The following is a 13,817-nucleotide window of genomic DNA, read 5'->3' as shown; positions in this document are numbered from 1 at the left end:
CACTATGAAAGAAATCAATGTTATTGGTGCCGGTTTAGCCGGAAGCGAGGCTGCGTGGCAAGCAGCGCAAGCAGGTGTCGCAGTAAATCTTTATGAAATGCGTCCTAAGAAGTCGACAGAAGCCCATCACACAAATAATTTTGCCGAGCTTGTTTGTACCAATTCACTACGAGGCAACAATTTAACGAATGCGGTCGGTGTCTTGAAAGAAGAAATGCGTCGCTTGGATTCAGTGATTATCACTTCTGCAGACAAAACAGCGGTTCCAGCAGGTGGTGCCTTAGCTGTGGATCGCGATGATTTTTCAGAGTTGGTCACCAAACGTGTCAAGGAGCATCCTTTAGTTACAGTCATCGAAGAGGAGATCACTGAAATTCCAGAAGGCATCACTGTGATCGCAACAGGTCCATTGACTTCTGAACCGCTCTCAAAAGCGATCCAAGCGTTTAACGGATCTGAAGGATTTTATTTCTATGATGCCGCAGCTCCAATCGTTGACAAATCAACCATCAATATGGATAAAGTTTATTTGAAATCTCGTTACGATAAAGGTGAAGCAGCCTATCTGAACTGTCCGATGAATGAAGAGGAGTTTTATGCGTTTCGTGAGGCCTTGGTCAATGCAGAGGTGGCTCCTTTGAAAGAATTCGAAAAAGAAAAATTCTTTGAAGGGTGTATGCCGATCGAAGTCATGGCTGGTCGTGGTCCGAAAACCATGTTGTTTGGTCCGATGAAACCAGTTGGGTTAGAAGATCCGAAAACTGGCAAGCGTCCTTACGCAGTGATTCAGCTGCGTCAAGACAATGCGGCGGCTTCTCTTTACAACATCGTTGGCTTTCAAACACATTTGAAATGGGGCGAACAAAAACGGGTATTCCGGATGATCCCTGGCTTGGAAGAGGCTGAATTTGTGCGCTATGGCGTGATGCATCGGAATAGTTTTATGAATTCACCTGAGCTTTTGCAACAAACCTATCAATCGAAAAAACGTGAGGACCTCTTTTTTGCTGGACAAATGACAGGGGTCGAAGGGTATGTGGAAAGTGCAGCCAGCGGGTTGATGGCTGGCATCAACGCTGCCAAACTTGCAAAAGGCGAAGCACCGATCATTATGCCACAAGAAACGACGATTGGTAGTATGGCGTATTATATCACCCATGCTGAAGGCAAACACTTCCAACCAATGAATGCAAACTTTGGGTTGTTGCCAGAACTTCCAGAGCGAATCAGAGACAAGAAATCCCGTTATGAAGCATTGGCAAATCGAGCGTTAGCTGCTTTAGAAAAAGCCAAGGAACAATTATAAGCACGATGATCGATAACTTTCTTACTGATAATTGGTGAGAAAGTTTTTTTTTAATTTGTCTTGAAACTTTAATCAAGGTGACTTATGATAGACAGTAACAATGACAGAAGGTGGTGAAGATGGTGATCGGAGAATGGATTCATTTGATTCAAAACTATTTACAGCGTTTTCCTACAGTGATCCAATTTTTAGGTTGGCTGATCCTGTTGGTCGGGGTCATTTTCGTTGTCTTTGTTGCATTTAGTTTGCTGTTGGGGCCCTTTATGTGGTTCTACAATCGCATCACAGACAAAAACCGCAGCAATGTCATTAGCCGCAATGAGTTTGTGATCGGCGAACTGACGGAAAAGATTGTCGGAGATACAATCGGCGAAGTCATGGAAATAGGGAGTCAAGGTGCACGTTCTGTTTATCCTGCTCGTTTTTTTCGAGAAGAAGATTGTGAAAACAATGTTCGATTGCCAGTCGGCACCAAAGTCATCATTGTCGATTTTGATAAAAAAGGGATCGCGTTGGTGGTTGAAAGTAAAAATTTTATAGAATAGGAAGTGTTAGGTTATGGTGGATACAGGATCAGCAGTTGATTTTTTAAGTAATCCGATTTTATGGGGCGTTGTCCTCCTTGTTTTATTGATCGCCTTTTTGATGATACGCTACCGAATCGGAAAACCCGATGAAGCGTTGATCGTCACGGGGTCGTTTTTAGGAAAAGAAGGCATCAAGATTTTAAAAAACAGTGGGACGTTTGTGATTCCTATTGTTCAAAAGGCACATAAATTAAGTTTACTGACCCACAAGTTAGAGATTGGGACACCAGAAGTTTATACAGAACAAGGCGTACCGATCAAAGCCAGTGCCACGGTGTTAGTGAAAGTCGGCAACAGTACCGAGTCGATCAAGACAGCCGCTGAACAATATTTGGGTAAATCCACTGGTGAACTGGAAGATGAAGCGCAAGAAGTCTTAGAAGGTCACTTACGGGCAATTCTAGGTACGATGACGGTGGAAGCCATCTACAAAAACCGCGATGATTTTGCGGAACAAGTACAAGAAGTTGCCTCTACGGATTTGAAAAAAATGGGGCTGGAGATCGTTTCATTCACGATCAAAGACGTTAGCGACAGCAATGGGTACCTGGATGCTTTAGGGCGTCCCCAGATTGCTGAAGTGAAGAAGAATGCTGAAGTAGCAGAATCCAATGCCTTAAGAGAAACGCGGATCAAGCAAGCCGAGAATGAACAGTTGGCACAGCATGAAGAGATCCGTCGCCAAACAGAAATCGCAGAAGCGACAAAAGATATGGCATTGAAACAAGCGCAGTACAAACAAGAACGTGAAGTTGCGGATGCGAAAGCAGAGCAAATCGCGGTCGGTGAGCAAATGAAAGTACAATTGATCGAGCAAGAAAAAAATATTGAGATTCAAGAGAAACAAGCGGAATTGACAGAAAAAGAATTGAATGCAACTGTTCGTAAAAAAGCCGAAGCAGATAAATATGTCGTTGAACAAAACGCATTAGCAGACAAAGCACGTGAAATCGCCCGAGCACAAGCCGAAGCGGAAAAAGTCAAATTGGCTGCACAAGCGGAAGCGGAACGAATTGAAAAATTAGGTAGTGCCGATGCGGAACGAATCGCAAAAGTCGGTCAAGCGGAAGCGGAAAGCCGAGAAAAAATGGCGATCGCTTTGACCAAACTGAACGAAGCTGGTATTTTGATGGAATTTATCAAAGTGCTGCCTGAAATCGCAAAAGAAGTCAATGCACCCCTTAGCAATATCGATAAAGTGGTCAGCTTTGGCGGCAACGATGGGCTTCAATCAATGGGAGAAGCTGGCTTAGCTCGAACCTTTGATACGATCAAAGAAACCACCGGATTAGACTTAGTGGCGTTGATCAATGACACAATGTCCACGAAACAAGGAAACAAAGAGCTAGTTCAGGCTGTTTCACAAAGCAATGGTTCGCCTCAGCCAACAACGGAGCGGATCGAATAAAAGGAAATAAATGGAAACGTACCAGTGCCTCTCTATTTTGAGAAAGGGACTGGTACGTTTTTATGGCTCTATTGAGTGATCTTTCTGACGAATGATAAGAATCTTACGAAGATTCTTAGAAAGTTTTCACAATTATGTCTAAACTTTGAAATATTGATTAAATTCTGACAATTCATTTGTTTTTTTTTGTGGTCTATGCTAAAGTTATTTCGAATCATGAAAAGGGGGGTTACTTTGCAAACGGATCAATTACAAGAAGAGTTTTTTCGTTATCTTATTGTTGAAAGAGGGTATTCGGAAAAGACAAAAAAAGCGTATCAAGAAGATATGAACGATTTTTTTCACTTCTTGAAAGAGTCTGGCAATGAAGACCCGTTAGCGGTGGAGTATCGTGATGTTCGTGTCTATTTGAGCTACTTGACGGAACGAGGGTATAGCCGTAATTCCATCAGTCGGAAAATGGCTAGCTTGCGTTCATTCTACCAATTTCTAACCAAGTATGAGATCGTCAAAGAGAATCCCTTCGCCTACATTCATTTAAAAAAGAAAAACGCTAAATTGCCGCGTTTTTTTTATGAAAAGGAAATGGATGCTCTTTTTCAAAGTGTCGCTGGTGATGAGCCATTACAACAGCGCAATCAAGCATTGTTAGAAGTCCTTTACGGTTCAGGTCTGCGGGTCAGCGAGTGTAGCAGTCTGACGCTGGGCGCGATCGATTGGGAAAGCGGCGTTTTGCTGATCCACGGAAAAGGCAACAAAGATCGCTATGTTCCTTTCGGCAGTTACGCACAAGCGGCAGTCAAGCGCTATCTTTCCTCAGGACGCAAGCAACTGATGGAAAAGCAGAACAAGGAACACGAGGTTCTCTTCGTGAATCATCTAGGTGATGGGATCACTGCAACAGGGATCGAGTATGTGTTGAATCAAATCATCCGAAAAAGCAGTTTAGACAGTAAAATCCATCCTCATATGCTGCGGCATACGTTTGCGACCCATCTATTAAACAACGGCGCCGATATGCGGACCGTTCAAGAATTGTTGGGGCATGCCAATCTATCAACGACACAGATTTATGCGCATGTCACCAAAGACAATTTACAAAAAAATTATCGCCAATTTCATCCACGTGCGTAAAATTGGTACAGGAGGAACGTAAATGAAGTCAAAATTTCATTCAACCACCATCTGTGCGGTTGAAAAAGATGGCAAGTTTGCCATGGCCGGTGACGGACAAGTAACGATGGGAGAACAGGTCGTTATGAAAGGAACCGCTCGGAAAGTCCGTCGAATTTACAACGGTGAAGTGATCGTTGGTTTTGCCGGCAGTGTGGCAGATGCCTTTACCTTGGAAGAAAAATTTGAAGGAAAACTAAATGAATACAACGGAAACTTGCAACGAGCTGCAGTAGAATTGGCACAAGAATGGCGGACGCAGCAATCGATGCAAAAATTAGAGGCAATGCTGATCGTCATGAATGACAAGGAGATGCTCTTAGTTTCTGGGACAGGCGAGGTCATTTCGCCAGATGAAGGGATCTTAGCCATCGGTTCAGGTGGAAACTATGCCTTGGCGGCAGCCCGTGCGATGAAACGTTATGGCGGCGAACTATCTGCCAAAGAAATCGCGGAAGGTGCCTTGAATATCGCAGCAGACATTTGTGTCTTTACGAATCACAATATCATTGTAGAAGAGTTTTAAAGAGGGATGACGATATGACAAACCAAAACAAATCACCACGAGAAATCGTGAAAGAATTAGATGAATACATCGTTGGACAAACCAACGCCAAAAAATCAGTGGCTGTTGCTTTGAGAAATCGCTACCGCCGGCTGCAATTAGATGAAAAGATGCAACAAGATGTCACACCAAAAAATATTTTGATGATTGGACCAACGGGGGTTGGGAAAACGGAAATTGCGCGACGCTTAGCAAAGATCGTTGATGCACCTTTCGTTAAGTTAGAAGCAACGAAATTCACGGAAGTCGGCTATGTCGGTCGAGACGTAGAATCGATGGTACGTGACCTCGTTGAGAATGCGATCCAAATCGTGAAAAAAGAACAATATAAAAACGTGCGGATCCAAGCAGAGAAAAAAGCCAACCGTCGTTTAGTAAAAGTCTTAGTTCCTGGTATTAAAAAGGAACAGAAAAAGAATACTAATCCTTATGAACAAATGATGAATATGTTCAACGCCGCACAACAACCAGAAGAACCAAAAGAAGAATTGACGGATGAGATTCGCAGCAATCGCCAAGCGATTTTTGAGCAATTAGAAAAAGGGCTTTTAGACAACCGGGAAGTGACGATCCAAGTCGATGAACCGAAAAATCAAGCGCCAATGATGAACAATGGCTTAGAACAAATGGGTATTGATTTAAATGAAACATTGGGTGCATTGAAACCGCAAAAGAAAATTGAACGCACAGTAACCGTGAAAGAAGCGCGGGAATTGTTGATTCAAGAAGAATCCTCCAAACTGGTCAACGACGCGGATATTCATAGCGAAGCATTACGCTTAGCGGAATCTAGCGGCATCATTTTCCTTGATGAAATCGACAAAGTATCTTCGAAATCGCAGCAATCAGGAGAAGTTTCTCGTGAAGGGGTGCAAAGAGATATCTTGCCGATCGTTGAAGGCTCACAAGTCAATACGAAATATGGCACGTTACAAACCGACCATATTCTCTTTATCGCTTCAGGCGCATTCCATCTATCAAAACCAAGCGATTTGATCCCTGAGTTGCAAGGACGTTTCCCAATCCGCGTGGAACTGGATGACTTGACGAAGGAAGACTTTGTTAAAATTTTAACGGAACCAAACAATGCCTTAGTCAAGCAATACGTTGCCTTGTTAGGAACCGAGAATGTCAAAGTGGTCTTTACGATGGAAGCCATCGAAAAAATTGCCGAAATCGCGTATCAAGTGAATCGCGATACCGACAATATCGGTGCCCGTCGTTTGCATACGATTCTAGAGAAACTACTTGAAGATCTATTGTTTGAAGCATCTGAGATGCAAATGGGGGAAATCACGATCACAGAAGCGTATGTGGAAGAAAAACTTGCGTCAATCGCAAAAGATGAAGACTTAAGCCGGTATATTTTATAAAGGGAGCGGACCAATGAAAACATTATTAGAAAAGACAAGACAAATCAATGAATTATTGCAACAAAAAAACACCTTTAATTTAGCTTCTGATTTGCCTTACGACAAAATGGCTGTCATTTTAGGAAACATCCTAGACAGCAATGCGTATATTATTAGCGTCGACGGTAGTGTGTTAGGTTTTGTTGAGAACCATGATGTCAATAATGAGCGCATCAAAAAAATGTTTGTCGAAAAACAGTTTCCTAAAAATTATACAGATTTAGTCGATCATCTGACTTCCACAGAAGCCAATGTGCCGATCAGTGACGATATGACCGCTTTTCCTGTGGAAGGCCGTGAGTTGTATCCTAACGGACTAACAACCATCGTACCGATTTACGGTGCAGGAGAACGCTTAGGGACGATCATTCTTTCCAGAATCGATAAGTCCTTTGATGATGATGATTTGGTATTAGCGGAATACAGTGCGACAGTTGTTGGTATGCAATTCTTGTACCAAAAATCCCGTAGTATCGAAGAAGATGTTCGCAGTACCACAGCTGTTCAAATGGCGATCAACACGCTTTCTTATAGTGAGCTAAAAGCTGTTCAAGCAATTTTTGAGGCATTAGAAGGAGACGAAGGTCGTTTGACCGCATCAAGTATCGCTGACCGTATCGGTATCACCCGTTCGGTGATCGTGAACGCTTTGCGTAAATTAGAGTCTGCCGGTATTATTGAATCACGCTCTTTGGGGATGAAAGGCACCTACTTAAAAGTGCTTAACAGCCGCTTTAAAGAGGAATTGACGAAACATCAATATTAGGAGATGAGACCATGACAGTTACCATCACGGCCGGTCATCTGCAAGCAAAGATTGCAGAAAAAGGGGCTGAGCTGCAAAGCTTAGTCGATACGAGCAATGACCTTGAATATATTTGGCAAGCTGATCCAAACCACTGGGGAAAGCATGCACCGATCTTATTTCCGATCGTGGGTGCGTTAAAAGAGGACACCTATCAACATGAGGGCAAGAGTTATCATTTGCCTCGTCATGGATTTGCCAGAGACATGTTATTTACTGTCGTTGAACAACGCACAGATTACGCTTTGTTTTTACTAGAAAGTTCGACTGAAACCAAAGCAAAGTATCCGTTTGATTTTCAGCTGTATGTCAGTTATGAATTAGGCGGTGATGGTTTAGTCGTCAAATACCAAGTGAAGAATAGCGGTCAAAAAGAACTATTCTTCTCCATTGGTGGACACCCTGCATTCAACGTCCCACTTGAAAAAGGGCTGACTTTTGAAGACTATTATCTTTCTTTTTCTCCAAAGAAATCACGGGTGAAATTGCCGTTAAAAGGCAATTATATTGATTATGAGCAACGCACACTCGGTCAAACGAATACAGATCTACGCTTGACCCATGACATGTTTGCAAATGATGCGTTAGTTTATGAAACGAAAGGATTACATTCCTACTCGATTCGCAGTGAAAAATCGCCTCATAGTGTCACGTTAAGCTACAATAATATGCCGTATGTCGGTTTTTGGTCCACATATCCAGTGAAATCGCCATTTCTATGTATTGAACCATGGTGCGGCATCGCAGATACGCTAGAAGACTCCGGTGAGCTGTCAGAAAAGCTGGGGATTCAAGCACTTCCACCTGACGAACTATTTGAAACAAAGTATTCCATTACAGTTAAATAAACGTATGAAAAAAGAAGCTGGGAAAAGCGCAATGACTTTTCTCAGCTTCTGCTTATTTGTTCGTTTGACCCTTATTCAGTCCAAAGGGTACCCGACTTTCGGTCCCATCTTTGATGCGGGTAATGTTTTCACGATGGCGAATAAAGATAAAAATCGTTACGCCGATCGCAATGAAGGTCAGCAGCCAATTTTGCTCAGGCAAGATCGCAGGTGCGATAAAAGGCAAGACGATCGTCGATAAGGTGATCAAACACGCCGCGATCATACTGGTCAGGCTCACCATACTTGTCACATAAAGACAGATAACGAAAATCAATGAAGAATAAATGAAAAAGAGCGGATTGTATCCTAAGAGCATCCCAGCACTTGTCGCCACTGCTTTGCCGCCTTTAAATTTGGCAAAGATCGGGAAGGTATGACCTAAGATCGCACAGACCCCAAACCAGAGCGGATTGACAGTTTGGAGCCCAAAGATGACTGGCAAGCTGGTCGCCAAAGTTCCTTTTAAGATATCCATCAATAAAACAACGATGCCGGCTTTTTTTCCTAAAACGCGAAATGTATTGGTCGTTCCCGTATTGCCGCTGCCGAATTGGCGAATATCTTTTTTGAAAAACAGTTGGCCAATCCAAACACCAGAGGGGATCGAACCTAAAAGGTAAGCAACAATAAATAAAAGAATCGTATTCATAATAACCAACTTTCTTTGCAAGGCTAGGGCAATTTTAGCATGAAAACGCCTTTCCAACAATAAGAAAATCTTTCGTTGATCAGACAAAGATGAAAAACAGCTTTTCTCAGAGCTGTGGAACACAAACAAGCCATTTTGCGACTCTAGCTTGTGCAAACAAAGGAAAAAGGATAAGATAGTTTAGAAAAATGTTCGCTTGAAAAAAGCGTATTTTGTGTTAAGATTTTTTTTGCAGTCCTTTCAGCATTAGAAAAGGACTGATCAAGATTAAAGGAGCGGTGGGTTTGGCAAAGAAAACCACAGAATATAATGATGCTTCCATTCAGGTCTTAGAGGGTCTGGAAGCAGTAAGAAAACGGCCAGGAATGTATATCGGCTCGACCGATAGCCGCGGCTTGCACCACTTAGTGTATGAAATCGTCGATAATGCGGTTGATGAGGCACTCTCAGGATACGGCAATGAAATCGATGTTACGATCCATAAAGACAATAGTATCAGTGTTCGAGACAATGGTCGGGGAATGCCGGTCGGGACACATGCATCTGGAATCCCAACTGTTGAAGTGATCTTCACCGTGTTACATGCTGGCGGAAAGTTTGGCCAAGGCGGCTACAAAACTTCTGGCGGCCTTCATGGGGTTGGTGCCAGTGTTGTAAATGCCTTATCCAGCTGGCTAGAAGTGGTCATCGTTCGAGACGGTATCGAATACAAACAGAGCTTCAAAGACGGCGGGAAACCAGCAGGTACTTTGAAAAAAATCGGCAAAACCCGTAAACCAACGGGAACAACCGTTACGTTCAAACCAGACGATACAATCTTTTCTGCAACCAAATTCTCCTATGAGATTCTCGCTGAACGTTTGAGAGAATCAGCGTTCTTGTTGAAAGGGGTCAAAATCTCCCTGACGGACGAACGTGGGGAAGAACCGATTCATGAAGTCTTTTTATATGAGGAAGGCATCAAAGAATTTGTTGATTATTTAAATGAAGAAAAAGATACCTTGACCCAAGTGGTTTATTTTTCTGGCACGAAAGAAGCCATCGAAGTAGAGCTTGCCTTTCAATACAATGATGGGTATTCAGAAAACGTCTTGTCCTTTGTCAACAATGTACGTACCAAAGATGGCGGTACCCATGAAGTTGGGATGAAGACGTCAATGACCAAAGCCTTCAATGAGTATGCCCGCAAGGTCAATTTGTTGAAGGAAAAAGATAAGAACCTTGAAGGCAGTGATTTCCGTGAAGGGTTAGCGGCAGTTCTGTCGATCCGCGTGCCAGAAAATCTTTTGCAATTTGAAGGACAGACCAAAGGGAAATTAGGGACACCCTTAGCAAGAAATGCGGTAGACAATGTGATTGGTGAGCAGCTAGGCTATTATCTACAAGAAAACAGTGAAATGAGTCAAATGCTGGTTCGTAAAGCGATCAAGGCAAGAGAGGCCCGTGAAGCTGCCAGAAAGGCGAGAGAAGAAAGCCGTACTGGAAAGAAACGCAAAAAAGGCGAGTCACTGCTTTCTGGTAAATTAACACCTGCGCAATCTCGTAATCCTAAGAAAAATGAATTGTATTTGGTGGAGGGGGATTCTGCGGGTGGTTCAGCAAAGCAAGGACGAGACCGCAAGTTCCAAGCCATCTTGCCATTGCGAGGCAAAGTCATCAATACTGAAAAAGCCAAGATGCAGGATATTTTGAAAAATGAAGAAATCAATACGATGATCTATACTATCGGTGCCGGTGTTGGCCCAGAGTTTTCAATTGAAGACTGCAACTATGATAAAGTGATCATCATGACCGATGCGGATACCGATGGGGCGCACATCCAAGTGCTGCTTTTAACCTTTTTCTACCGGTATATGAAACCTTTGATCGAAGCGGGGAAAGTATACATTGCTTTGCCGCCTCTGTACAAAGTGTCAAAAGGGTTAGGGAAAAAAGCAGTAGTCGAATACGCTTGGACCGATGATGAACTAAGCAAACTGACCCAAAAAATCGGCAAAGGCTATCTCCTACAGCGCTACAAAGGGTTAGGAGAAATGAATGCCGACCAATTGTGGGAAACGACCATGGACCCAGAAACGCGGACACTGATTCGGGTACGGATCGATGATGCTGCCCAAGCAGAACGTCGCGTCACCACTTTGATGGGGGACAAGGTAGAGCCTCGTCGGAAGTGGATCGAAAGTCATGTTCAATTTAGTTTAGAAGAAGATGGCAGTATTTTGGATAAAAAAGAAGATACGGTACCTGAATTAGTTGATGAAAAATTAATGGATACCGAACAAGCAGACAGCAAACAGTTAGTTAAGGAATAGGAGGTGGTCTCTTGGAACACAAAAGCAATATACAAGAATTGACATTGGAAGAAGTGATGGGAGATCGCTTCGGTCGATATTCCAAATACATTATTCAAGAACGGGCATTGCCAGATATTCGTGATGGGTTAAAACCGGTTCAGCGGCGGATTTTATTTGCTATGAACCAAGACGGCAATACCTATGACAAAGGCTTCCGCAAATCAGCAAAATCTGTCGGAAATATCATGGGGAATTTTCACCCCCATGGGGACTCGAGTATCTATGAAGCAATGGTCCGCATGAGTCAAGACTGGAAGCTACGTCAGATTTTGATTGAAATGCACGGGAACAACGGGAGTATGGATGGTGATCCGCCAGCTGCCATGCGTTATACGGAAGCACGGCTTTCGGAATTAAGTGGTGAGCTATTAAAAGATATTGAAAAAAACACCGTGGAATTGGTTTGGAACTTTGATGATACTGAAAAAGAACCAACTGTTCTACCAGCAAAATACCCGAATCTGTTAGTCAATGGCTCAACTGGGATCTCAGCTGGCTATGCAACGGAGATCCCTACCCACAATTTAGGGGAAATCATCGATGGAACGATCTATTTGATCGACCATCCGCAAGCTTCTTTGGATCAGCTGATGAAGTACATTCCTGGCCCTGATTTTCCAACAGGGGGCATTTTACAAGGGAAAGAAGAAATCAAAAAAGCGTATGAAACAGGCAAAGGCAAAGTGATCCTGCGTTCGAAAACCAAGATCGAAGACATCAAAGGCGGCAAACAGCAAATCGTCATCAATGAGATCCCGTATGAGGTCAATAAAGCCAACTTAGTTAAAAAAATGGATGAGATCCGTTTGAATAAACGCATTGATGGGATTGCTGAAGTACGAGATGAAACAGATCGTACTGGACTGCAGATCGTTGTCGAGCTGAAAAAAGAAGCAAATGCGCAAGGGATTTTAAATTATTTATTTAAGAATACCGAATTGCAGATCAACTACAACTTCAACATGGTGGCAATCGACAATATGCGTCCTCAGCAAGTCGGATTAAAGCGGATTTTAGAAAGCTACATCAAACATCGCCGTGAAGTGATCGAAAAACGCAGTCGTTTTGAGCTGCAAAAAGCGCAAAAAAGACAGCATATCGTTGATGGGCTGATCAAAGCTTTGTCGATCCTTGATGAGGTGATCGCTACCATTCGCGGTAGTAAAGACAAAAAAGATGCCAAAAATAATCTGGTGGTTCAACATGGTTTTACCGAAGAACAAGCAGAAGCCATTGTGAACTTACAGTTGTATCGCTTGACCAATACGGACATTACACAATTGCAAGCAGAAGCAAAAGAACTTGCAGAAACGATCGCTGAATTGACAACGATTTTGAATGAAGAAAATGAATTGCTGAAAGTGATCAAGAAAGAACTGCGAGAGATCAAGAAAAAATATACGACGCCGCGGTTGACTGAGATCGAAGCAGAAATTCAAGAAATCAAGATCGAAACACAAGTCTTGGTCGCCCAAGAAGAAGTCGTCGTGACGGTCACAAGAGACGGCTATGTCAAACGCAGCAGCTTGCGTTCTTACGGTGCTTCAAAACCAGAAGAGATCGGCATGAAAGAAGGCGACTCTTTACTTTACAGTAATCAAATGAACACGTTGGATCACCTGTTGTTGGTTACTAATAAAGGGAACACGATCTATCGACCGGTCCATGAATTACCTGATTTAAAATGGAAAGATTTAGGGGAACATATTTCGCAAACAGTCATGACACTGGCGCAAGATGAAATGATCATTGGGGTCTTTGCCTACAAAGAGATCGATCCATTGAAAAATTTCGTGCTGATTAGTAAAAACGGTATGATCAAACAGACACGAATGACGGAATTTGAACCTTGGCGCACCTATAAAACACGGCCGATGACGATCATGAAGCTGAAAGATGAATCAGATGAATTGGTCAACGTCTTTTTGACGGATCAAACGGAAGAAATGGATGTATTCTTAGTCAGTCATCTTGCCTTTGGCTTACGCTACCCGCTTAATGAAGTGCCTGTTGTGGGACCAAAAGCAGCTGGGGTCAAAGCGATGAACCTTAAAGCGGATGATTATCTTATCAATGGGTTGCTCGTTTATTCAGAAGGGGATACACCGATCGTTTTGATCACCCAACGTGGCGCAGCAAAACGAATGTTGGCTCAAGAAATCAACCAATTAGGTCGGGCGAAGCGCGGATTGATGGTCTTGCGGGAATTGAAGAAAAATCCTCATCGCGTCGTCTATATGGGCAGTGGGGAAAATCAGCAACTGCTAGTGACGAATCAAAAAGGACAATCCTTTGAAGTGATCACCAACCAAATCCCGATCAATGATCGGACCTCCAACGGCTCATTTATCATGGATGAGAAAACAGGAGGACAAATCTACGAAGTGAAAACCCAAATCAGTCCTGCAATCGCAGAGGATTCTGTACTATAAATTATAACAAAGCAACCCTTCTGTACCGGTACAGAAGGGTTGCTTTTTGTCTCATAATTAATCTTTCACATTAAAGAAAAAGGTACTTTAATAAAAGTTTCACATTTATTAAACGCCTATAAATCAACGTTTTTAGTAATTAATATCTTAAAAAAAAATAAATTGTTAAAAATAATTCTTGAAAATGCTTGCAATCATTAAGGTGTGTGTTATACTGTTCACGTAAAGCTGTTACA

General features: G+C 42.7%; 11 protein-coding genes. 10 read left to right on the top strand and 1 reads right to left on the bottom strand.

Features of this window, described 5'->3' with window-relative positions:
* Positions 1–4 precede the first annotated feature (4 nt).
* The 8 genes from trmFO (at position 5) to IGJ25_RS11505 (ending at position 8,104) form a co-directional block, all read left to right on the top strand.
* The gene (gene trmFO / locus IGJ25_RS11540) at positions 5–1,306 is read left to right on the top strand and encodes an FADH(2)-oxidizing methylenetetrahydrofolate--tRNA-(uracil(54)-C(5))-methyltransferase TrmFO (protein WP_005229622.1); all 1,302 of its coding nucleotides are present in this window, start codon (positions 5–7) and stop codon (positions 1,304–1,306) included.
* 119 nt (positions 1,307–1,425) lie between these two features.
* Positions 1,426–1,851 (top strand): hypothetical protein, encoded by a 426-nt coding sequence (locus IGJ25_RS11535; protein ID WP_225001052.1) that lies wholly within the window; start codon positions 1,426–1,428, stop codon positions 1,849–1,851.
* A gap of 13 nt (positions 1,852–1,864) precedes the next feature.
* Entirely contained in the window at positions 1,865–3,301 is a 1,437-nt protein-coding gene (locus IGJ25_RS11530) for a flotillin family protein (protein WP_016610794.1), read from the top strand.
* A gap of 195 nt (positions 3,302–3,496) precedes the next feature.
* On the top strand, positions 3,497–4,435 hold the full coding sequence (gene xerC / locus IGJ25_RS11525) for a tyrosine recombinase XerC (RefSeq protein WP_225001051.1): 939 nt from the start codon (positions 3,497–3,499) through the stop codon (positions 4,433–4,435).
* 22 nt (positions 4,436–4,457) lie between these two features.
* Positions 4,458–5,000 (top strand): ATP-dependent protease subunit HslV, encoded by a 543-nt coding sequence (gene hslV / locus IGJ25_RS11520; RefSeq protein WP_225001050.1) that lies wholly within the window; start codon positions 4,458–4,460, stop codon positions 4,998–5,000.
* A gap of 14 nt (positions 5,001–5,014) precedes the next feature.
* Positions 5,015–6,412, top strand: coding sequence for an ATP-dependent protease ATPase subunit HslU (hslU, locus tag IGJ25_RS11515; protein WP_010749393.1), 1,398 nt, complete (start codon positions 5,015–5,017; stop codon positions 6,410–6,412).
* 13 nt (positions 6,413–6,425) lie between these two features.
* On the top strand, positions 6,426–7,217 hold the full coding sequence (gene codY / locus IGJ25_RS11510; RefSeq protein ID WP_010749394.1) for a GTP-sensing pleiotropic transcriptional regulator CodY: 792 nt from the start codon (positions 6,426–6,428) through the stop codon (positions 7,215–7,217).
* A gap of 11 nt (positions 7,218–7,228) precedes the next feature.
* The gene (locus IGJ25_RS11505) at positions 7,229–8,104 is read left to right on the top strand and encodes an aldose 1-epimerase family protein (protein ID WP_225001049.1); all 876 of its coding nucleotides are present in this window, start codon (positions 7,229–7,231) and stop codon (positions 8,102–8,104) included.
* A 52-nt stretch (positions 8,105–8,156) separates the two neighbouring features.
* Here the strand turns inward: IGJ25_RS11505 and plsY are convergent, their stop codons facing one another.
* On the bottom strand, positions 8,157–8,795 hold the full coding sequence (gene plsY / locus IGJ25_RS11500) for a glycerol-3-phosphate 1-O-acyltransferase PlsY (RefSeq protein ID WP_156237180.1): 639 nt from the start codon (positions 8,793–8,795) through the stop codon (positions 8,157–8,159).
* A gap of 284 nt (positions 8,796–9,079) precedes the next feature.
* Here plsY and parE point away from each other — a divergent pair, with 284 nt between their 5' ends.
* Both parE and parC read left to right on the top strand, forming a co-directional pair.
* On the top strand, positions 9,080–11,107 hold the full coding sequence (gene parE / locus IGJ25_RS11495; RefSeq protein WP_074535153.1) for a DNA topoisomerase IV subunit B: 2,028 nt from the start codon (positions 9,080–9,082) through the stop codon (positions 11,105–11,107).
* Between the two features lie 11 nt (positions 11,108–11,118).
* Positions 11,119–13,581, top strand: a complete 2,463-nt coding sequence (gene parC / locus IGJ25_RS11490; protein ID WP_016610800.1) for a DNA topoisomerase IV subunit A — start codon at positions 11,119–11,121, stop codon at positions 13,579–13,581.
* Positions 13,582–13,817: the final 236 nt, after the last annotated feature.

Origin of the sequence: Enterococcus sp. DIV0240d (assembly GCF_051711245.1) — a bacterium.
Lineage (GTDB): Bacteria > Bacillota > Bacilli > Lactobacillales > Enterococcaceae > Enterococcus_D > Enterococcus_D casseliflavus.
The sequence above is the reverse complement of the archived record's forward strand: the minus strand, read 5'-3'. Positions and strand labels throughout refer to the sequence as shown.